16 protein-coding genes are annotated in these 20,510 nt (G+C 68.3%); 4 read left to right on the top strand and 12 right to left on the bottom strand.

Annotated features, from left to right (window positions below):
• Positions 1-293: 293 nt before the first annotated feature.
• From serA to C5B99_RS03555, 11 genes are all read right to left on the bottom strand, one after another.
• A complete protein-coding gene (gene serA, locus C5B99_RS03605; protein WP_104240430.1) occupies positions 294-1,886 on the bottom strand; it encodes a phosphoglycerate dehydrogenase in 1,593 nt (530 codons plus the stop codon).
• 184 nt (positions 1,887-2,070) lie between these two features.
• Positions 2,071-3,096 carry a ketol-acid reductoisomerase gene (gene ilvC / locus C5B99_RS03600; RefSeq protein ID WP_104240429.1) on the bottom strand — a complete coding sequence of 342 codons (1,026 nt, stop codon included), beginning with the start codon at positions 3,094-3,096 and terminating at the stop codon, positions 2,071-2,073.
• A 69-nt stretch (positions 3,097-3,165) separates the two neighbouring features.
• Positions 3,166-3,672, bottom strand: coding sequence for an acetolactate synthase small subunit (gene ilvN / locus C5B99_RS03595; protein WP_104240428.1), 507 nt, complete (start codon positions 3,670-3,672; stop codon positions 3,166-3,168).
• Between the two features lie 3 nt (positions 3,673-3,675).
• Positions 3,676-5,481: an acetolactate synthase large subunit gene (locus tag C5B99_RS03590; protein ID WP_104240427.1), complete on the bottom strand. Its 1,806-nt coding sequence runs from the start codon at positions 5,479-5,481 to the stop codon at positions 3,676-3,678.
• A gap of 62 nt (positions 5,482-5,543) precedes the next feature.
• Positions 5,544-7,244, bottom strand: coding sequence for a dihydroxy-acid dehydratase (gene ilvD, locus C5B99_RS03585; RefSeq protein ID WP_104240426.1), 1,701 nt, complete (start codon positions 7,242-7,244; stop codon positions 5,544-5,546).
• Positions 7,245-7,294: 50 nt separating this feature from the next.
• Positions 7,295-7,792, bottom strand: a complete 498-nt coding sequence (gene mnhG, locus C5B99_RS03580) for a monovalent cation/H(+) antiporter subunit G (protein ID WP_104240425.1) — start codon at positions 7,790-7,792, stop codon at positions 7,295-7,297.
• The gene (locus C5B99_RS03575) at positions 7,779-8,063 is read right to left on the bottom strand and encodes a monovalent cation/H+ antiporter complex subunit F (RefSeq protein WP_104240424.1); all 285 of its coding nucleotides are present in this window, start codon (positions 8,061-8,063) and stop codon (positions 7,779-7,781) included. The genes mnhG and C5B99_RS03575 overlap by 14 nt, the downstream gene beginning before the upstream one ends.
• A complete protein-coding gene (locus tag C5B99_RS03570; RefSeq protein ID WP_104240423.1) occupies positions 8,063-8,770 on the bottom strand; it encodes a Na+/H+ antiporter subunit E in 708 nt (235 codons plus the stop codon). The genes C5B99_RS03575 and C5B99_RS03570 overlap by 1 nt, the downstream gene beginning before the upstream one ends.
• Positions 8,767-10,332, bottom strand: a complete 1,566-nt coding sequence (locus tag C5B99_RS03565; protein WP_104240422.1) for a Na+/H+ antiporter subunit D — start codon at positions 10,330-10,332, stop codon at positions 8,767-8,769. Before C5B99_RS03565 ends, C5B99_RS03570 begins: the two co-directional genes overlap by 4 nt.
• Positions 10,329-11,015 carry a Na(+)/H(+) antiporter subunit C gene (locus C5B99_RS03560; protein ID WP_104240421.1) on the bottom strand — a complete coding sequence of 229 codons (687 nt, stop codon included), beginning with the start codon at positions 11,013-11,015 and terminating at the stop codon, positions 10,329-10,331. The genes C5B99_RS03565 and C5B99_RS03560 overlap by 4 nt, the downstream gene beginning before the upstream one ends.
• Positions 11,012-14,089 (bottom strand): Na+/H+ antiporter subunit A, encoded by a 3,078-nt coding sequence (locus tag C5B99_RS03555; RefSeq protein WP_104240420.1) that lies wholly within the window; start codon positions 14,087-14,089, stop codon positions 11,012-11,014. The genes C5B99_RS03560 and C5B99_RS03555 overlap by 4 nt, the downstream gene beginning before the upstream one ends.
• Before the next feature lie 97 nt (positions 14,090-14,186).
• Here C5B99_RS03555 and C5B99_RS03550 point away from each other — a divergent pair, with 97 nt between their 5' ends.
• Together C5B99_RS03550 and C5B99_RS03545 are read left to right on the top strand one after the other, a co-directional pair.
• Positions 14,187-15,413, top strand: a complete 1,227-nt coding sequence (locus C5B99_RS03550) for a DUF418 domain-containing protein (RefSeq protein ID WP_104240419.1) — start codon at positions 14,187-14,189, stop codon at positions 15,411-15,413.
• A gap of 28 nt (positions 15,414-15,441) precedes the next feature.
• Entirely contained in the window at positions 15,442-16,407 is a 966-nt protein-coding gene (locus C5B99_RS03545) for a magnesium transporter CorA family protein (protein ID WP_181064930.1), read from the top strand.
• A 112-nt stretch (positions 16,408-16,519) separates the two neighbouring features.
• Here C5B99_RS03545 and C5B99_RS03540 read toward each other — a convergent pair whose 3' ends face one another.
• Entirely contained in the window at positions 16,520-17,899 is a 1,380-nt protein-coding gene (locus tag C5B99_RS03540) for a cation:dicarboxylate symporter family transporter (RefSeq protein WP_104240417.1), read from the bottom strand.
• A gap of 161 nt (positions 17,900-18,060) precedes the next feature.
• On the opposite strand from C5B99_RS03540, the gene C5B99_RS03535 reads away from it, so the two are divergent.
• Positions 18,061-19,758 (top strand): sensor histidine kinase, encoded by a 1,698-nt coding sequence (locus C5B99_RS03535; protein WP_181064929.1) that lies wholly within the window; start codon positions 18,061-18,063, stop codon positions 19,756-19,758.
• Entirely contained in the window at positions 19,748-20,470 is a 723-nt protein-coding gene (locus C5B99_RS03530; RefSeq protein WP_104240415.1) for a response regulator, read from the top strand. Before C5B99_RS03535 ends, C5B99_RS03530 begins: the two co-directional genes overlap by 11 nt.
• Positions 20,471-20,510: the final 40 nt, after the last annotated feature.

Raw genomic sequence — 20,510 nt, 5'->3', positions numbered from 1 at the left:
GGACAGGACGGGACGGGACAGGACAGGACAGGACGGGACAGGACGGGACGGGACGGGACAGGACAGGACGGGACGGGACGGGACGGCTCTCCACCCGCCCGGGCGTCGGCCAGCTTGCGTGACGGATGCACCGCAGCACGTCCACCGGGTCCCACCGGGCGGCATCCATCCCGCAAGCTGGCCATGACAGCCACTGACCAAAAAACGCTGCCTGCGTCTTCACCCCCGGCGAGCTCTCGCAGGGTGAAGACGCAGGCAGCGTTCGCCGGGGCGGCAGGCCGCCGCTGGAAGTGCTAGCTCTCGATGATGTCGATCTCGTGCAGCTCGGAGGCGCCGATCGCGTCGCGCAGCTTCGCGAGCAGCTCGTCGCTCGCGGGCTCGTCGATCGTGAGCACGGAGAGGGCCTGGCCGCCCTCTTCATCGCGCGCGATCTGCATGCCGGCGATGTTCACACCGGCGTCGCCGAGCGCGGCACCGTAGACGGCGACGACGCCGGGGCGGTCGCTGTAGACCATCACGAGGTGGTGGTTCGCGAGCGGCACTTCGATGCTGTATCCGTTGATGCCGACGAGCTTCTCGATCTGCTTCGGGCCGGTGAGCGTGCCGGAGACGGAGACCGTCTTGCCGTCGCTGAGCGTCGCGCGGAGGGTAAGCACGTTGCGGTACTCGTCGCTGTCCTCATCCGCGTTCATGCGAACCTCGAGGCCGCGCTCCTCCGCGAGGAGCGGCGCGTTCACGTAGGAGACCTGCTCGGTAACCATGTTCGTGAAGAAGCCCTTGAGCGCGGCGAGACGCAGCGCCTTGATCTCGTAGCGTGCGAGCTCGCCGTGCACCTCGATGTCGAACGCCACCGGGGAGGCGCCGATGAGGCCCTGCAGGAACTGGCCGAGCTTCTCCATGAGCGGGATGCCGGGGCGCACGTACTCGTCGATGACGCCGCCGGCGACGTTCACCGCGTCGGGCACGAGCTCGCCGGCGAGCGCTAGGCGCACGGAGCGGGCAACCGAGACGCCGGCCTTCTCCTGGGCCTCGTCGGTGGATGCGCCCAGGTGCGGCGTGAGCTGCAGGTTCGGCTGGTCGAGGAGGTCGCGGTTCGACGGCGGCTCGGTGACGAACACGTCGAGGGCGGCGCCGGCGATCTTGCCTGATTCGAGGGCGTCGCGGAGCGCGTTCTCGTCGATGATGCCGCCGCGTGAGCAGTTCACGATGCGCAGCTCGGGCTTGGCGAGCGCGAACTCCGCGTCGCCGATGAGCCCCGTCGTCTCGGGGGTGCGCGGGATGTGGATGGTGATGAAGTCGGACTGCGCCATGAGCTCTTCGAGGCTGAGGAGCTGCACGCCCAGCTGGGAGGCGCGGGCGGGCGTCACGTAGGGGTCGTAGGCGACGAGCGTCACGCCGAAGCCCTTGAGGCGGTCGACGACGAGCGTGCCGATGCGGCCGAGGCCGACGATGCCGACGGTCTTCTCGAACAGCTCGACACCCGTGTACTTCGAGCGCTTCCAGTCGCCGGCCTTCATCGACGCGTTGGCATTCGGGATGTGGCGAGCGAGCGAGATGATGTGGCCGACCGCGAGCTCGGCGGCCGACGTGATGTTCGAGGTGGGCGCGTTGACGACCATGACGCCGGCCTTCGTGGCGGCTGGCGTGTCGACGTTGTCGAGGCCGACGCCGGCGCGCGCGATGATCTTCAGGTTCGGGGCTGCGGCGATCGCCTCGGCGTCGACCTGGGTCGCGCTGCGCACCAGGATGGCGTTGGCCTCGGCGAGTGCCTCGAGGAGCGCGGCACGGTCGGTGCCGTCGACCTGGCGGACTTCGAAGTCGGGACCGAGCGCATCCACGGTTGCGGGGGAAAGCTGCTCGGCAAGCAGAACGACGGGCTTTGACACGTGAAGAATCCTCCAGTGGAGACAGGGAGTCTGCGGGCGCAGGCCGAACCGATCCTATCGCGGGGCGCGCCAGCGGCCCGCGCCGCCGTAACACGCGGCCCCTGGCATGCGCAGAAGGGCCGGCCCCGAGCGGATGCTCTGGGCCGGCCCCGTGCAGTTCAGGACTGCGGACGGCTGGTGACGCTTAGCGCGCGACCTGTCCGTCGACGTAGTCGCTGTCGGTCTGCTTCCAGGCGAAGAGCTTGCGCAGCTCCTGGCCGGTCTTCTCGATGGGGTGCGACTCGCCCTTCTTGCGGAACTCGGCGAACTCGACGCCGCCGTTGTCCTGGTCGTCGATGAAGCGCTTCGCGAAGGCGCCGGACTGGATGTCGGCGAGAACGGCCTGCATGTTCTCCTTGACGCTCGGGTCGATGACGCGCGGGCCGGAGACGTAGTCGCCGAACTCCGCCGTGTCGGAGACCGACCAGCGCTGCTTGGCGATGCCGCCCTCCCAGATGAGGTCGACGATGAGCTTCAGCTCGTGGAGCACCTCGAAGTAGGCGATCTCGGGCTGGTAGCCAGCCTCGGTGAGCGTCTCGAAGCCGTACTGGATGAGCTGCGACGTGCCGCCGCAGAGCACAGCCTGCTCGCCGAAGAGGTCGGTCTCGGTCTCCTCCGTGAAGGTCGTCTTGATGACGCCGGCACGGGTTCCGCCGATGGCGGCTGCGTAGGAGAGCGCGGTCGCCCAGGCGGTGCCCGACGCGTCGTTCTCGACGGCGATGATGTCCGGGATGCCGCGGCCTGCGACGAACTCGCGGCGCACCGTGTGGCCGGGGGCCTTCGGGGCGACGAGGATCACGTCGACGCCCTCGGGGGCGTCGATGTAGCCGAAGCGGATGTTGAAGCCGTGGGCGAACGCGAGCGTCTTGCCCTCGGTGAGCTTGTCCTTGACGCTGTCCGTGTAGATGGAGCGCTGGTGCTGGTCGGGGGCGAGGATCATGATGACGTCGGCCCACTCGGCTGCATCCGCAACGTTGAGGACCTCGAAGCCATCTTCCTGAGCCTTGGGGGCCGACTTGGAGCCGTCCTTCAGGCCGATCTTGACCTCGACGCCGGAGTCGCGAAGGTTCTGCGCGTGGGCGTGGCCCTGCGAGCCGTAGCCGACGACGGCTACCTTCTTGCTCTGGATGATGCTCAGGTCTGCGTCGGTGTCATACAGGATTTCAGCCACTTGTGTGCTCCTTGATTGTTGGCGTTCTGGCGTTTGGGTGGTGCTGAGCGGATGCGCGCGACGCGAGGGTCAGCGCGCGACCCGCTCGGTCATGGATTTGGCGCCGCGCCCGACGGCCACGAGGCCCGACTGGACGATCTCGCGGATGCCGTACGGCTCGAGCACGCGCAGGAATGCCTGCACCTTGCCCGTGTCGCCCGTGGTCTCGATGACAAGCGCATCCGTCGCCACGTCGACGACGCGGGCCCGGAACAGGTTGACGGCTTCGATGACCTGCGAGCGCGTCGTCGCATCGACCTTGACCTTCACGAGGAGGTGCTCGCGCTGCACGGAGGCGTCGTATTCGAGCTCGACGATCTTGATGACGTTGATGAGCTTGTTGAGCTGCTTGGTCACCTGCTCGAGCGGGAATTCCTCGACGTCCACGACGACCGTGATGCGCGAGAGCCCTTCGACCTCGCTCGTGCCGACGGCGAGCGACTCGATGTTGAAGCCTCGGCGGGCGAACAGCCCGGCGACGCGCGTCAGGAGGCCCGGCTTGTCCTCGACGAGGAGGGAAAGTACGTGCTTCGACATGTTCTACTCCCCCTCGAAGGTCGGGCTGTGTTCCTTGGCGTACTGGACGAAGCTGTTCGAGACGCCCTGCGGCACCATCGGCCACACCATGGCGTCGGCGCTCACGACGAAGTCGATGACGACGCTGCGGTCGTTGGTCTCGAGGGCGAGCTTGATCGCGGCGTCGATCTCCTCCTCCTTCGTGACGCGGATGCCGAGCGCCCCGTAGGCGTCGGCGAGCTTCACGAAGTCAGGGATGCGGACCGTCTCGTGCCCCGTGTTGAGGTCGGTGTTCGAGTGGCGTCCGTCGTAGAAGAGCGTCTGCCACTGTCGCACCATGCCGAGCGAAGAGTTGTTGATGATCGCGACCTTGATGGGGATGTCGTTGATCGCGCAGGTCGCGAGTTCCTGGTTGGTCATCTGGAAGCATCCGTCGCCGTCGATCGCCCACACCGTGCGGTGCGGTTCGGCGACCTTGGCGCCCATCGCCGCCGGGATGGCGTAGCCCATGGTGCCGGCGCCGCCGGAGTTGAGCCACGCGTTGGGGCGCTCGTACTTGACGAACTGCGCCGCCCACATCTGGTGCTGGCCGACGCCCGCCGCGTAGATGGCTTCGGGCCCGGTGAGCTCGCTGATGCGCTGGATGATGCGCTGCGGCGAGAGGAGGCCGTCGCTCGGCTCGGTGAAGCCGAGCGGGAACTCCGCCTTGAGGCCGTTGAGGTAGGTCCACCACTCCTCGAGTCGCGAGGCCTCCGCGGGAGCGTGGTCGGTGACGGCGGCGAGGAGATCGATGGCGACCTCGCGCGCGTCACCCACGATCGGCACGTCGGCCGTGCGGATCTTGGAGATCTCGGCGGGGTCGATGTCGACGTGGATGACCTTGGCGTTCGGCGCGAAGAGCGCCGACTTGCCGGTCACTCGGTCATCGAACCGGGCGCCGATCGTGATGAGCAGGTCGGCTTCCTGCAGCGAGAGCACCGCGGGTACCGTGCCGTGCATGCCGGGCATGCCGAGCATCTGCGGGTGCGAGTCGGGGAACGCGCCGCGTGCCATGAGCGTCGTGACAGCCGGCGCGCCGGTCTTCTCGACGAGGCGCTGCACTTCGGCGGACGCACCGGAGCGGACGATGCCGCCACCGAGGTAGAAGACGGGCTTCTTGGCCTGCGCGATGAGCTGCGCCGCGGCGAGGATCTGCTTGCCGTGCGCCTTCAGGACCGGGCGGTAGCCGGGCAGGTCGAGCTTCACCGGCCAGACGTACGGCGCCTTCTTCTGCTGCGCGTCCTTCGTGATGTCGACGAGCACGGGCCCGGGACGACCGGTCGACGCGATGTGGTACGCCGCGGCGATGGCCGCCGGGATCTCCTCCGGCGTGCGGACGAGGATGCTGTGCTTCGTCACCGGCATGGTGATGCCGATGATGTCGGCTTCCTGGAAGGCGTCCGTTCCCATGAGGTGCGAGAACACCTGGCCGGTGATGGCCAGCAGCGGCACCGAGTCCATGTAGGCGTCGGCGATCGCGGTGACGAGGTTCGTTGCGCCTGGGCCGCTCGTCGCGATGCAGACGCCGGTGCGGCCACTCGCCGAGGCGTAGCCCTCGGCGGCATGGCCGGCGCCCTGCTCGTGGCGAACCAGGATGTGGCGGAGCTTGGTGCTGTCGAGGAGTGGGTCGTACACCTCGATGATGGCGCCACCCGGCAGTCCGAAGACGTCCGTGACCCCGAGGTTCTCGAGGGTGCGGACGACAGCCTGGGCTCCGGTCAGCATCTCGGGCTCGTGCCCAGCGGAGGGTGGTGACGCCGCGGCGATGCGGGCGGCAGTTTCCTGCGTCATGAGATCCGTTCTTCTTCGTACTCGATGAGTCGAGCGCGGTCGATGAGGGATAGCCCTGAGGGCTAGCCCGTGGTCGCGCCCTCGGACGCGCTGCGAACGAGCTTCGAGTATTTCGCAAGCACGCCGCGCGTGAACTTCGGAGGGAGCGGTTCCCAGCCTTCTCGGCGGGAGGCGAGCTCAGCTTCGTCGACGAGTAGGTCGATCGAGCGAGCCGCGATGTCGACCCGAATCAGATCTCCACTGCGGACGAAAGCGATAGGACCTTGGTCGACCGCTTCCGGTGCAATGTGGCCGATGCACAGGCCGGTTGTGCCGCCTGAGAATCGTCCGTCCGTCAAGAGTAGTACATCCTTGCCGAGACCTGCGCCCTTGATGGCCGCCGTGATGGCGAGCATCTCGCGCATGCCAGGTCCGCCCTTCGGGCCCTCGTAGCGGATGACGATGACGTCGCCCGCTTCGATCTCGCCGTTCGTGAGGGCATCCATCGCGCCGCGTTCGCGCTCGAAGACACGCGCTGGGCCCTCGAACACGTCGGCGTCGAAGCCGGCCGTCTTGACGACCGCGCCCTCGGGAGCGAGGGAGCCGTGCAGCACCGTGATGCCGCCGGTCGCGTGGATGGGGTTGCTGACCGTGTGCACGACGTCGCCGTCGACGGGGTCGGGGTTGAGGTCGCGGAGGTTCTCGGCGAGCGTCTTGCCGGTCACCGTGAGCGCGTCGCCGTGCATGAGGCCCTCGTCGAGGAGCGCCTTCATGACGACGGGGATGCCGCCGTGGCGGTCGACGTCGTTCATGACGTACTTGCCGAAGGGCTTCATGTCGGCGATGTGGGGAACCTTGTCGCCGATGCGGTTGAAGTCGTGCAGGGTGACGTCGACCTGCGCCTCGCGGGCGATCGCGAGGAGGTGGAGCACGACGTTGGTCGATCCGCCGAGTGCCATCGCGATCGCGATCGCGTTCTCGAAGGCCTCCTTCGTGAGGATGTCGCCCGTCGTGATGCCCTGGCGGAGCAGGTTGACCACTGCCTCGCCGGAACGGTGGGCGAACGCGTCGCGGCGGCGGTCGGCCGATGCGGGGGCCGCCGAGCCCGGCAGGCTGAGGCCGAGGGCCTCGGCGACGGAGGCCATCGTGTTGGCCGTGTACATGCCACCGCAGGCGCCCTCGCCTGGCGCGAAGGCGCACTCGATGCGCTTCAGGTCGGACTCGGACATCTTGCCGGCCTTCGTGGCGCCGACCGCCTCGAAGGAGTCGATGATCGTGATGTCCTTCTCGGTGCCGTCCGAGAGCTTCACCCAGCCCGGCGCGATGGACCCCGCGTAGAGGAAGACGCTCGAGAGGTCGAGGCGTGCGGAAGCCATGAGCATCCCGGGGATCGACTTGTCGCATCCCGCGAGCAGGACCGTGCCGTCGAGGCGCTCGGCCATGACGACGGTCTCGACGGAGTCGGCGATGACCTCGCGCGAGACGAGCGAGAAGTGCATGCCCTCGTGGCCCATCGAGATGCCGTCGGAGACGGAGACGGTGCCGAACTGCAGCGGGTAGCCGCCGCCCGAGTGCACGCCCTCCTTCGCGCCCTGCGCGAGGCGGTTGAGGGAGAGGTTGCAGGGGGTGATCTCGTTCCACGAGGACGCGATGCCGATCTGCGGCTTGTCCCAGTCCTCGTCGCCCATGCCCACGGCGCGGAGCATGCCGCGCGACGTGGTGGCTTCGATGCCGTCGGTGACGACCCGACTGCGTGGCTTGATGTCGATTTCTGGCTCAGGCATGCCCGCCATTCTACGCCGCGGCGACGGCCGGGCAGTGCCGTCGCGACAGGCTACTTCTCGCCGTGCCCGAGGCCCTCGTGCTCGGGTGCCGGCTCTCGTTCCGGCTGGCCGGTCCGGACGGCGTGCGCCCGAGTCAGTTCGTCGTCCGTGCGGCGCTGCGCGCTCTCGACGGCGGATGCGAGCTCGTCGGCGAACAGGGGCACGTTGTCGAACTGCCTGCTGCGGTAGCCGGCTCGAGCGAGCATCGTCGCACCCGCCGGAGTCGTCAGCATCTGGAAGAACATGATCGGGATGAGGAACAGGATTGTCGGCAGGTGCGTCTGCTGGACGGCGAGGCCGATGAGCAGGAACATGAGCCCGGCAATCTGCGGCTTCGTCTGCGCGTGCATGCGCATGAGCACGTCGGAGAAGCGCATGAGGCCGACGCCCGCGGCGAGCGACAGCAGCGCGCCGAGGCCGAGGCAGATGAGGGAGATGACGTCGAGGATCTCGAGCGGCCCCTCGGTGAGGAGCCCCCCGGATGCGAGAAGCGTGTCAGAAGCGCTCACTGGCGTTCGCCTCCTGCCTGGTGACGTGCCTGGCCACTGCGACCGAGGCGATGAATGCGGTCATCGCGAGCGCGAGGACCAGCGGGAGGGTGTCCGTGTGTCCGCGGATGATCATGTCGGCGACGAGCACGCAGATGAGGATCGTGAGGAGCGCGTCGGACGCGACCATGCGGTCGATGATGGAGGGGCCGCGGATGATGCGGATCACCGCGAGCAGCGCGGCGACCGCGAACATCGTGCCGAAGATCCAGACGAGCACGTCGACGACCATCACTTGTTCCCCTCCGGAGCCGTTGAGCGGCTGCCCGCCGCGCCCTCGACGAAGACGGGCATGTCGTGCGCGAACTGCTTGTCGCGGATGCCCTCGTGCTTCTTCTGCGCTGGCGACTGGCCGATGGGGCCGAGGCCGCGGCGCACCCGGTCTCGGTTGACTCGCCAGAGGTCGTCGCGTGTGCCCAGGGCGAGCGCGAGGCCCTCCTCGACGTCGAGCGCGAGCGCCTTGACGGACTCGACGGCCTCGTCGGTGGAGGCATCGAGCACGTGCAGGTACAGCACGGAGTGCATCCGGTCGACCTCGACCACCATGGAGCCGGGGATGAGCATGTTCACCTCGGCGGTGAGCGTGAGCACGAAGTCGCTGCGCGTGCGCAGCTGCACCGAGACCACGGAGCCGAGTGGCGGCTTCGCGGGCCGGAACGCGAGCCACGCGACGATGAGGGATGCGCTCACCAGGCGGTAGAGGAACTTCACGAAGAAGACGAGACTCCACCACAGGTTGAAGCGCCCCGAGAGGTCGACCGCCGGCAGGTAGAAGACCTCGACGATGATGACCGAGAAGATGATCCCGGTGACGACGCTGATGACGTCGACGTGCCCCCACAGCACCAGCCAGAACGCGACGAGCGCGAGCAGCAGCGGCAGCTGGACGAGGATGGCGTGGCGCCTCGGCTTGCGGGCGCTGACGTCTTTCACCTTCATGGCTTGAGCACCTCCCCGTTGGAGACCGAGCTGATGTACTCGGCGGGTACCAGGTCGAACGCGGCCGTCTCGGACCATTCGTAGATGGGGCCGGCGAAGACCGTGATGGCGACGCTCACGGCGACCATGGTGGTCGTCGCGATCGTCATGAGGCGCGACGAGGACTTCGTCTCGGTCACGACGGCGGACTCGGGGGTGTCGGAGATGCGCTCCGTCATGGGCGACGAGAAGTCGACGACCTGCTCCTGCGTGCGCCAGAAGCCGAGGTTCCAGACGCGGATGAGGGCGTAGAGCGTCAGGAGGCTCGTCACGGCACCCGCGCCGATGAGCACGTAGCTGAGCACGCTGCCCTCCGCCGCGCCAGCGGTGAAGAGGCCGACCTTGCCGATGAAGCCGGAGAACGGCGGGATGCCGCCGAGGTTGAGCATCGGGATGAAGAACAGCACCGCCACGAACGGCGCGCGCTTGAGCATCCCGCCCAGGTGCGTGAGCGAGGACGAGCCCGCGATGCGCTCGATGAGCCCCGTGACGAGGAACAGCGCCGTCTGCACGATGATGTGGTGGACGATGTAGAACACCGTCGCGGCGTCACCGAGCTCCGTGCCGAGCGCGACGCCGAAGATCATGTAGCCGATGTGGCTGACGAGCGTGAACGACAGCATTCGTCGGATGCCCGCCTGCGCCACGGCGCCGAGGATGCCGACGACCATCGTCAGCAGCGCTATGACCATGAGCAGCACGGAGATGTCGTTGTCCCAGAACAGCAGCGTCTCGGTGCGCAGGATGGCGTACACGCCCACCTTGGTGAGCAGGCCCGCGAACACGGCCGTAACCGGTGCTGGCGCCGACGGGTACGAGTCCGGCAGCCAGAAGGACAGTGGGAAGAGCGCCGCCTTGATGGCGAACGCGATGAGGAGCGGCATGTGCAGCATGAGCTGCACGTCCTGCGGCAGCTCGGCCATCCGCACGGCGATCTCCGCGAAGTTCACGGTGCCGACTGCGCCGTAGATGAGGGCGATCGAGCCGAGGAAGATGAACGAGGACACGAGGCTGACGACGATGTACGTCACGCCCGCCTTGATGCGCTCCGTCGTGCCGCCGAGCGTGATGAGCACGAAGCTCGACACGAGGAGGATCTCGAAGCCCACGAACATGTTGAAGAGGTCGCCGGCGATGAACGCGTTGTAGACGCCTGCCGCCAGCACGAGGTAGGTGGGGTAGAAGATGGAGACGGGTGTCTCGTCGTCGCCGTCCGCTGCGCCCTGTCCGATGGAGAACGCCATGACGGCGAGCAGCACGATGCTCGTGACGAGCACGAGCATCGCCGACAGCTGGTCGACGACCAGCGAGATGCCGAAGGGGGCGAGCCAGCCGCCGCCCTGCACGACCAGCGCCTCACCCGAGGTGTTGACGGCCACGAGCAGGCCGATGCTCACGACGAGTGCGAGCACGAGCGTCGCCTGGGCCAGGAAGATCTGGAGGCGTGCCGCGCGAGCCGCGGTCAGCGTGAGGGCCGCTCCGATGAGCGGCACGAGCACGATGAGGGGAACGAGCCAGGTCATGAGCGGTCCCCCTTCCCTGCGTCGTCGTGCGGTTCGGCGTGGTCGTCGGCGCCGGAGTCGAGTCCGACCTCGCGAGCACCGTCGGGCTGCGAGCCCTGTTCGGCTTCCGCATCCTGCTCACCGGCCCGGAACTCCTCGAGTTCCTCGTGCCGGTTGCTCGGCTCGGTGGCCTTGAGCGATGCCTCGGCGAAGCTGTCCTTGCCCGAGCCGGGTTTCGGCCCCTCGCCCATGTTGATGCGGGCGGTCGAGACCGCCGCTTCCGCGTACTCCCCGAACTCCGTGTCGCCCGAGTCGTCCTCGTCGAACTCCTCGTCGTCCTGAGACAGGTCGGCCGTGCGCATCGCGATGTCCTCTTCGTCGTCGCTCACGGTGTCGGCCTGCGCCAGGCGCCACGAGCGGTAGATGAGGGCGAGCATGAAGGCCGTCACGCCGAAGGTGATGACGATGGCCGTGAGGATGAAGGCCTGTGGGATCGGGTCGGAGTAGTCCTCCGGCGCGACATCAGGGTCGTAGATGGGGGCGAGGCCGAAGCTGCCCGACATGAAGAAGAGCAGGATGTTCGTGGCGTTGCCGACGAGCAGGATCCCGAGGAGCATGCGCGTGAGGCTGCGCTCGAGGAGCAGGTAGACGCCGCACGTGTAGAGCGCGGCCATGCCGACGAGGAGCACGAGGGACAGGGTCATGAGCGGGTCACCTCCTCGGATTCGACGGGTTCGATATCTGACTGAACGGCTTCGACCTCTTCGTTGACGCGGGCGAGCGCCCCCGTGTTGTAGCCCGTCTCGCCACCGTCCGGGGTCTCGCCCTGGAGGCCGTCGTGCTCGGCAGCCGAGTCGGAGTCGGGGGACGCATCCTGTTCGATCTGCAGGTCGATCTCCGAGCCGAGGGAGCGCAGGATGTCGATGACCAGCGCGATGACGATGAGGTAGACGCCGATGTCGAAGACGGTCGACGTGACGAAGACGAACTGGCCGATGCCGGGGATGTCCTGGTCGATCCACGAGGAGGTGAAGGGTGCCTGGCCGAAGAAGATCGGCACGAGCGCCGTGAGCGTCGCGAGCAGGAACCCGATGCCGAGCAGCCGACCCGCATCCACCTTCACTGCCTCATCGAGTTCGGCCCTGCCGCCGGCCAGGTAGCGCGCGGCGAGCGCGAGGCTCGCGACGGCACCGCCCGCGAAGCCGCCACCTGGGGTGTTGTGGCCGGTGAAGAGGAGGAAGAGGGACGCGATGAGGAGCGCGTGGAACACGAGCCGCACGACGACCTCGAGGATGATCGAGCGGTTGTTCGGGGCCAGCGACTTCCCGGCGATGAGCCAGACCTTGCGGCGCTCCCCCTGCAGCTTGTCTGCCTTGCCGAGCTTCTGGCCGGCGGCGCTCACTGCCGCGAGGTCGATGGGCTCGGTGACGGGGCGGGAGGCGCGCAGGAAGCGCGGGCCGCGGGCGGCGTCCACGCGCGAGCGGCCGCGGTTGTTGAGGTAGACGAGGCTCGCGACGCCCGTGGCGGCGGCGATGAGCACGGAGAGCTCCCCCATCGTGTCCCAGCCGCGGATGTCGACGAGCGTGACGTTGACGATGTTCGAGCCGTGCCCGCCCTTGAAGGCGAACTCGGGGAAGAACAGCGAGTCGGGGGAAGCCTGGCGGGAGGCGAGCGCGATCCAGGCGACGATGGCCATGACGATCCCGACGGAGCCGCCGATGAGCCAGCGCAGCCACGACGGCGGGTTCTTGAGCGCCTTGCCGTGGCGTGCCGGGAGCCGGCGCAGCACGAGGACGAACACGACGAGCGTGATGGTCTCGATGAGCGCCTGCGTGATCGCGAGGTCCGGGGCGCCGGAGAGCGCGAACAGCCCCGCCATGCCGTAGCCGGTGACGCCCACGAGGATGACGCCCTGGAAGCGCTTCTCCGAGCTCGTCACGAAGAACGCGGCGAGGATCATGATCAGGATGATCGCGATCTCCTGCCAGCGGATCTCGGTCTCGAACGCGGGCACCGGGGTGTCCATCGTGACGAGCGTGAAGACGGAGGCGACGACGAACATGATGAAGATCGACGCGAGGTAGAAGGGCAGCGAACCGCGCTGGGTGGTCGCGGTGGTGCGGGCGGCGATGACGTCGACGACGCGCATCGTGGTCCAGTAGCCGCGCGACGACTCGATGAGCGGCGGCACCTTCGCCTGGGCGCGGGCGACGGGCGCCCGCCAGAGGAAGAGCAGGCCACCCAGGATGAAGGTGCCGATCGTGATGAACAGCGCTGGCTCGAATCCGTGCCACAGGGCCAGGTAGTACGGCTTGGCGCCCGGCATCTCCGGCAGCGTGTCCGCGTACATCGCGAGCACGGGGTCCACGAGGCCGGAGGCGAAGCCGAGACCCAGCGAGGCGGCGACGAGGATGAGCGGGGAGAACATGAAGTCGAGGTGCTCTGGCACGTAGCGCACGCGCTCGACCTCGGGCTTCGACGTGAAGGCGCCGTAGAGGAAGCGGGCCGAGTAGGCGACCGTGAACACGGTGCCGATGATGACGCCGACAAGCGCGACCCAGCCCCACATGTTGCCTGCCTCGCCCGCCTCGAGGAGGGCCGTGAGGATGGCCTCCTTGGCCACGAACGTGAACATCGGGGGCACGCCGGCCATGGCCGCGATCGCCAGCGCTGTCATCCAGAACAGCACGGGTGCGGCCTTCGCGAGGCCGGAGAGCTTGCGGATGTCGCGGGTTCCCGTGCGGTGGTCGATCATGCCGACGATGAGGAACAGCGCGGCCTTGAAGCACGCGTGGGCGATGACCATGGCGAGGCCCGCGAGCGCCGCGTCCCGCGTGCCGAAAGCGACGACGATGGTCATGAAGCCGAGCTGGCTGACGGTGCCGTAGGCGAGGATCAGCTTGAGGTCGTGCTGGCGCAGCGAGCGCCACCCGCCGATGAGCATCGTCGCGATGCCGATCGTGACGAGCACCTCGCGCCAGCCGGGCATCTCCGCGTAGCCGGGTGCGAGGCGCGCGATGAGGTAGATGCCGGCCTTCACCATGGCCGCGGCGTGCAGGTACGCGCTCACCGGGGTGGGCGCGGCCATCGCGGCGGGGAGCCAGAAGTGGAACGGCGCGAGGGCAGACTTCGTGACGGCGCCCGCGAGCACGAGCATGATGGCCGTGATGGTGAAGCCGTCGAACTCGGGCGGGTTCGCGATGATCCCGGACAGCAGCGATGTGCCGGTCGAGGCGTGCAGCATGACGAGGCCGACGAGCATGGCGAGGCCGCCGAGCGTCGTGACGAGCAGCGCCTGCATGGCGGCACCGCGGCTCGCGCGCTTCGACGAGTAGTGCCCGATGAGCAGGAAGGAGAGCACGCTCGTCGCTTCCCAGAAGATGAAGAGGAGGTAGATGTCGTCGGCGAGCACGAGGCCGAACATGACGCCGGCGAAGGCGAGCAGCACCGCGGCGAAGCGGCCGATGTCGGGCTCGTCCGGCTTGAAGTACCGGCCGCAGTAGACGAGCACCAGCGAGCCGATGCCCGTGACGATGAGCGTCATGACCCAGGCGAGCACGTCCATCCGCATGGCGATGGCGATGTCGATCTGCGGGATCCAGGGGATGCTCTCGACGAGCACCTCGCCGCTCAGGATGCGCGGACCGAGCAGCGCGGTCCAGACGAAGGCTACGGCGGGGATGGCGGCGGCGACGAGGAACGTCACGTTCCGAAGCCACCTGTGGAGCACCGGAATGAGGATGCTCGCGCCGAGGAAGATAGCCAGGAACGCGATCATTCGGCCTCCTGGAGCTCATGCAGCGGTGTGGACAGATTTATTTTACCTGGCAGTTGACTGCGTGTGTGCCGAATGCCGTTCTCGGTAGCGTGTGTGCATGCAGCTCTCACCGCCAGGACTCCAGCCCACGGCGACTCAGGCGCGTGCTCTCGCGCCGGATGCGGCTCGAGGTTTCGCCCTCCTCTTCATCGCGATCGCGAACCTCACCGTGTACCTGTACGGCAGGGAACAGGGCATCCTGTTCCGCCCGCTGGACCCCGGCGTCGGCGACCGCATCGCCGATGTCCTCGGTGCGCTCTTCATCGACAACCGCAGCTTCCCCCTCTTCTCGCTGCTGTTCGCGTACGGCTTACATCAGCTCGTCACCCGCGAGGAGCGCAGGGGCACGCCGTGGCCGGTGGTGCGCGGGCTCCTCGCGAAGCGCAACACGTGGCTGTTCGTGTTCGGTGCACTCCACGGGCTCCTCCTCTTCATGGGCGACATCATGCACACGTACGCCCTCGCAGGCTTCGTCCTCATCCTGCTGATGCGCTCACCGAGCTGGGTACTCTGGCTCGTCTTCGGCATCACCGCCCCGCTCGCCATCGCGTTCGGCAGCGGCGACGGGGCTGCGGCGTCCGGGCTCAGCGAGATGGAGACGGGGGCTGTCGTCCAGATGCCGTCGGTCCTGAGCGAGACGTTCCTGGATGCGCAGGCCGCGCGGGTGGGCGAGTTCCTGCCGTTCCTGGCGTTCGCGCCGCTCACGGTGCTCGGAGTCCTCCCACCCATGATGCTCGGCCTCATCATGGCGAGGCACAAGCTCCTCGAACGCCCGTGGGAGCACGCTCGCACCGTGCGCCTCATCGCGACGGCCGGCATCGCGGCGGCCGTCATCGGCGGGATCCCGTTCGCCCTGGGGCTCGCGTTCGGCTTCGAGCCTGGCCCGGTGTGGTTCCTGGCCGGGTCGCTGCACTCCGCCACCGGCATCCTGGCCGGGGCTGGCTACGCGGCGCTCTTCGCCCTCATCGTCGCCCGCAGCCAGCGGGCCGGGACCGCGCCCGGCCCCATCGTCGGGGCACTGACCGCCCTCGGGCGCCGCTCCATGTCCGGCTACCTGGCACAGTCCGTCATCTTCCTGCTCCTCATGCCCGCCTGGTCGCTCGGTCTGGGCGGCACGGTCGGCACCGGTGGCGCGTTCCTCATCGGGGCCGGCGCGTGGCTCGTGACGCTCCTCGGCGCCGTCCTGCTCGAGCGGGCAGGCAAGCCGGGACCGGCCGAGTGGGCCATCCGCAGACTCAGCTACGGCAAGCCTCCCGCGAGCGCCGCACAGTCCCCGCACAGCTGACGCCAGCTGCGGTCGTACGATGAGCCGCATGCAGACGAAGAGGCTCTACCGCGAAGGAAAGCGAGTCGAGGGTGAGCATTCGCTGACGGCCCTCGCCGAGCACCGAGCATCCGCGAACTGCACCGCCTGGGTCGACCTGACGCTCGACGAGGAGGGTGCCCTCGACGAGCTGGCGACGCTCCTCGATCTGCACCAGCTCGCGGTCGAGGACGCACGGTCCCACCTCGAGCGGCCTCGGCTCGCCAGATTCGACTCGCACCTCCTGCTGACGCTCTCGGCGTCGGAGTGCGACGAGGAGGGCACCGTCGAGATCTCGCGGCTGACGGCCTTCATCCTGCCCGGCATCCTCATCACCGTGCACGAGGATCGCTTCCCCATCGACGCGGTCGCGACGCGGCTCGACGACAACGAGGAGCTCTCCACCTACGGGGTCCCGTGGCTCGTGTGGGCGCTGCTCGACATCGTCGTCGACAGCCACACCGACTCGGTCGAGCGGCTCGACGAGGTCATCGAGGCGCTCAGCGACGGCCTCTTCAGCGAACGGCCCGACACCAGCGAGGTGCAGCGGCGCGCATTCACCCTGCGCCGCAGCGTCTCCAAGCTGCGCCACGCGACGCTCCCCCTCAAGGAGGTCATCACCCTCCTCATCCACCAGGGAGAGGAGGAGGTGGCGCCGGAGCTGCACCCCTACTTCGCCGACGTCGGAGACCATGCCGGCCTTGCCGCCGACTGGTCGGAGACGCTCGCCGACCACATCTCGACGGCCATCGAGACCAGCATCGCCCTGCAGGGCAACAAGATGAACGAGATCATGAAGAAGGTCACGGGCTGGGCGGCGATCATCGCCGTCCCGACAGCCATCACGGGCTTCTTCGGCATGAACGTCGACTTCCCCGGCCACGACCAGGTCGAGGGCCTCATCGCGTCCATCACCCTCGTCATCGGCTCCTCCGTCGTGCTCTACATCGTGTTCAAGAGGCGCGACTGGCTGTAAGCGCGACTGCGAGCAGACAGACCTGTGGGGTGTGCATCCGGTTCTCGCGAAACGGATGCACACCCCACAGGTCTGCGTGCGCGGGCCGCCCCAGCCGACCGCGCCGAGCGGCCTACGCGGTCGCGCGCTCCTGGTCGATGACCTGCGCGCTCTTCGCGTCACGGGAGTGGTCGGTCGAGCCGTGCACGTCCTCGTTCATGGTCGCCTCGTCGAAGGGGGCGCCTCCGCTGAGCACGAGGTCGACGCGCTGCTTGTCGATCTCCTTCGTCCACGTTCCGACGAGCACCGTCGCGACGGCGTTGCCCGTGAAGTTCGTGAGGGCACGGGCCTCCGACATGAAGCGGTCGATGCCGACGATCACGCCGACGCCATCCACGAGGTCGGGGCGGTGAGCCTGCAGGCCGCCTGCGAGCGTCGCGAGGCCAGCACCGGTCACACCGGCGGCGCCCTTCGAGGCGATCATCATGAAGACCAGCAGCGACACCTGCTCGCCGATCGAGAGCGGCGTGCCCATCGCGCTGGCGATGAACAGCGACGCCATCGTCAGGTAGATGGCCGTTCCGTCCAGGTTGAAGGAGTAACCGGTCGGGATCGTGATGCCGGCGACCGACTTCGAGACGCCGACGTGCTCCATCTTCGCGATGAGGCGGGGCAGCGCGACCTCGCTCGACGACGTCGACACGATGAGGAGGTACTCGCGGCCGAGGAACTTCATGAGCTTGAAGATGTTGACGCGGGCCACGAGCCACAGCAGCGAGCCGAGCACCACGACGATGAACAGCGCGCACGTGATGTAGAAGGCGATCATGAGCGTGCCGAGCGCGATGACCGCGTCGATGCCCGTCGCCCCCACGACCGCGGCGATGGCGCCGAACGCGCCGACCGGGGCAACCCACATGATCATGCCGAGCACGCGGAAGACGAGCGCCTGGATCTGCGCGATCGCGTCGATGATGGGCGCCGCCTTCGTGCCCATCTTCTGCAGGCCGAAGCCGAGCAGCAGTGCCACGAACAGCACCTGCAGGATGCTGCCGTCGGTCAGCGATGAGAACAGCGACGTCGGGATGATGCCGAGGAGGAAGTCGGCCGTTCCCTCGCTCTTCGCCGCATCCGCCTCGTACGACGCGCTGGCGATGTTGAGGCCCTCACCCGGGTGGATGAAGTTGCCGACGACCATGCCGATGCCGAGCGCGAAGGTCGACATCGTGATGAAGTAGAGGAGCGCGAGCCCACCCACCTTGCCGACCGTCGCGGCCTTCGCGATGGAGCCGACGCCGAGCACGATCGTGCAGAAGATGATCGGGGCGATCATCATCTTGATGAGGGCGACGAACGCCTCCCCGACGGGCTTGAGCGCCTTCCCGAACTCCGGGAGGACGAGACCGACCGTGATGCCCGCGAGCACCGCGATGATGACGGCGATGTAGAGCCAGTGCGTCTTGTCGATGCCGCGCTTGCGCGGAGCCTTCTGGTCCTGAGATGTGAGCGCCATTGCTGTCTTCTCTCCTTTGAGATCCGACGCGAGCTGCGTCGGGAACGATGGATCGAGCATCCGCTCCCCCACATGACCGCCGCGACTTGCGTTCATACTGTTCTCACCGCCGGCGGTGCAGTGCAGCGCCGGGAGAAGCGACGACCGTGAGGAGGAGCGCCATGCGATTCGCAAGCTGGAGCGTCGCGACGCGCCTCTTCGTGCTGCAGTTCGTCGCCATCCTCGTGCTCACCGGCATCGGCGTGGCGATCGTGTGGGCGGATGCCAGACGCGAAGCCGAAGACGACGCCGCGCTGCGCAGCCTCGCCGTCGCCGAGACCATCGCCCACGACCCGTTCGTCGTGGAGCAGCTCGAGACCGCCGCCCCGAGCAGCACCCTGCAGCCCTACGCGATCTCCATCTCCGACTCCACCGGCGTCGACTTCATCACGATCATGGACACGGACGGGGTGCGCATCACGCACCGCAACCCCGAGGAGATCGGCCGCCCGTTCCAGGGCAACATCGACGCTGCACTCGCCGGCTCCACCTTCACGGAGACCTACACGGGCACCCTCGGCCCCTCGGTGCGCGCCGTCGCCCCCATCTGGGACGACGGCGAGGTCGTCGCCCTCGTCTCCGCGGGCGTCACCGTGTCGAACGCGCACGTCGCGACCGGGTCCCGTATCGCGCTCATCCTCTGGTCCGCGCTCGGCGCGCTGCTCATCGGCGGGGCTGGCGCCTGGGCGCTCAGCCGCTATCTTCGCCGCGTGACCGACAATCGCGGCCCGGAGGACCTCGCGCGGATGTTCGCCTACTACGAGGGGGTGCTGCGCTCCATCGACGAGGGCCTGGTTCTCATCGACACGAAGGGCAGGATCGCGCTCACGAACGTGAAGGCCGCCGAGTACCTCGGCCTGCCGCCCTTCGACGAGCACGCCGCGCCGATCCCGGTGCGCGACCTGGAGGCACCCGAGATCCTCCGCGAGGTGATGCTGCGCGGCGAGGCCGTCGTCGACGAGATCGTGGTGACGGAGCGCCACGTGCTCGTCGTGAACGGCGAGGCGGTCGTGACGCGCGGCCCCGGCCACGACGCTCCCCGGTTCGCGGGCACCGTCGTCACGCTGCGCGACCATTCCCGCATCGAGGAGCTGAGCGGCGAGCTCGAGACCTCCCAGACCCTCGCCGCGGCGCTCCGCTCGCAGGCGCACGAGTTCGCGAATCGACTCCACACCATCATCGCCCTCATCGAGCTCGGGCAGCCGGAGGAGGCGATGCGCCTCGCCAGCTCGACCCTCGGAGTCAGCCAGGAGCTGGCCGACCGCCTCGTGCGCGCCGTCGAGGACCCGGTGCTCGTCGCCCTGCTCCTCGGCAAGTCGGCGCAGGCCGACGAGATGGACGTGCGCTTCGAGCTGCACCTGCCGGAGCGGGTCCCCGCGAGCGCCTCGGCTCGCGACCTCATCACGATCGTCGGCAACCTCGTCGACAACGCGCTCGAGGCGGCCCGGACGACGCCCTCCCCCGCCGTGCGGGTGCTCGTCGAGGAACTCGACGGGGAGGTGCTCATCGAGGTGAGCGACAGCGGAGAGGGACCTGACCCGGACTTCCTCAGCCGCATCTTCGAATTCGGCGTCTCCGGCAAACCCGGCAAGGGCCGAGGCGTCGGGCTCGCGCTCGTCCGCCAGGCCGTGCGCAGGTCCGGGGGAAGCATCGACGTCGAGGGGTCCGCGTTCACGGTCTGCCTGCCGCTGCGCGAGCAGCCGGAGGCCCGAGCAGAGGGCACGGTGACCGAGACCGGGCACGGCGTGCCGCGAATCCACGTGCCCGCGGGCACCCGAGGCGCCACCTCGCGCAGTGCAGGAGCGTCGGATGACCGCTGACGAACGCTCGCCGCGAGACCTGCATGTGCTCGTCGTCGACGACGAGCCCATGACCGCACGAGCGCACGCCTCCTATGTCGACCGGCTCGCCGGCTTCACGACGGTCGGCGTCGTCGGCACGGCGTCCGCCGCGATCCTCGCCGTCCGGGCGTCGGGCAACGGTCATGCTGCTCGCATCGACGTCGTCCTCCTCGACATCAACATGCCGGATGCGACCGGCATCGACGTGGCCCGCAAGCTTCGGGCCGAGGGGCACGACGTCGACATCATCGCGGTCACCGCCGTCCGCGAGGCCGCGACCGTCAAGCAGGCGGTGTCGCTCGGCATCGCCCACTACCTGCTGAAGCCCTTCACCTTCCAGACCTTCGCGGAGAAGCTCGAGGCGCTCCGCGAATACCGTGCAGGCCTCTTCGACCACGTCGTCTCGAGCCAGGACGAGGTCGACCAGACCCTCGCGGCCCTCCGGCACGCCGCACCGCAGTCGAGCCTTCCCAAAGGACTGACCAGCGAGACCCTCACGGGCGTCATCGCCGCCCTCCGCGGCCTCGACGCCGGCAGTGGCATCTCCGCCAAGGAGCTCTCCGAGCAGCTCGCCCTCTCCCGAGTCACTGCCCGCCGCTACCTGGAGCACCTCGTCGACACGGCAGCCGCCGAGCGCACGCCGAGGTACGGCACACCCGGTCGACCGGAACTCGAGTACCGGCTCTCCTGAGCCGGGCCGGGCTCCGTCACCTTTCGGACAGACGGGAGGA

The organism is Pseudoclavibacter sp. Z016, from assembly GCF_002931215.1.
Lineage (GTDB): Bacteria > Actinomycetota > Actinomycetes > Actinomycetales > Microbacteriaceae > Pseudoclavibacter.
This window is presented reverse-complemented; position numbering and strand designations above follow the sequence as displayed.

Coding starts and splice junctions, on each gene's coding strand:
- C5B99_RS03530 (WP_104240415.1), top strand. CDS start 19,748: ATGACCGCTGACGAACGCTCGCCGCGAGACCTGCATGTGCTCGTCGTC.
- C5B99_RS03535 (WP_181064929.1), top strand. CDS start 18,061: ATGCGATTCGCAAGCTGGAGCGTCGCGACGCGCCTCTTCGTGCTGCAG.
- C5B99_RS03540 (WP_104240417.1), bottom strand. CDS start 17,899: ATGGCGCTCACATCTCAGGACCAGAAGGCTCCGCGCAAGCGCGGCATC.
- C5B99_RS03590 (WP_104240427.1), bottom strand. CDS start 5,481: ATGACGCAGGAAACTGCCGCCCGCATCGCCGCGGCGTCACCACCCTCC.
- C5B99_RS03570 (WP_104240423.1), bottom strand. CDS start 8,770: ATGAAGGTGAAAGACGTCAGCGCCCGCAAGCCGAGGCGCCACGCCATC.
- C5B99_RS03550 (WP_104240419.1), top strand. CDS start 14,187: ATGCAGCTCTCACCGCCAGGACTCCAGCCCACGGCGACTCAGGCGCGT.
- C5B99_RS03565 (WP_104240422.1), bottom strand. CDS start 10,332: ATGACCTGGCTCGTTCCCCTCATCGTGCTCGTGCCGCTCATCGGAGCG.
- C5B99_RS03545 (WP_181064930.1), top strand. CDS start 15,442: ATGCAGACGAAGAGGCTCTACCGCGAAGGAAAGCGAGTCGAGGGTGAG.
- C5B99_RS03560 (WP_104240421.1), bottom strand. CDS start 11,015: ATGACCCTGTCCCTCGTGCTCCTCGTCGGCATGGCCGCGCTCTACACG.
- ilvD (WP_104240426.1), bottom strand. CDS start 7,244: ATGCCTGAGCCAGAAATCGACATCAAGCCACGCAGTCGGGTCGTCACC.
- ilvN (WP_104240428.1), bottom strand. CDS start 3,672: ATGTCGAAGCACGTACTTTCCCTCCTCGTCGAGGACAAGCCGGGCCTC.
- C5B99_RS03575 (WP_104240424.1), bottom strand. CDS start 8,063: ATGGTCGTCGACGTGCTCGTCTGGATCTTCGGCACGATGTTCGCGGTC.
- C5B99_RS03555 (WP_104240420.1), bottom strand. CDS start 14,089: ATGATCGCGTTCCTGGCTATCTTCCTCGGCGCGAGCATCCTCATTCCG.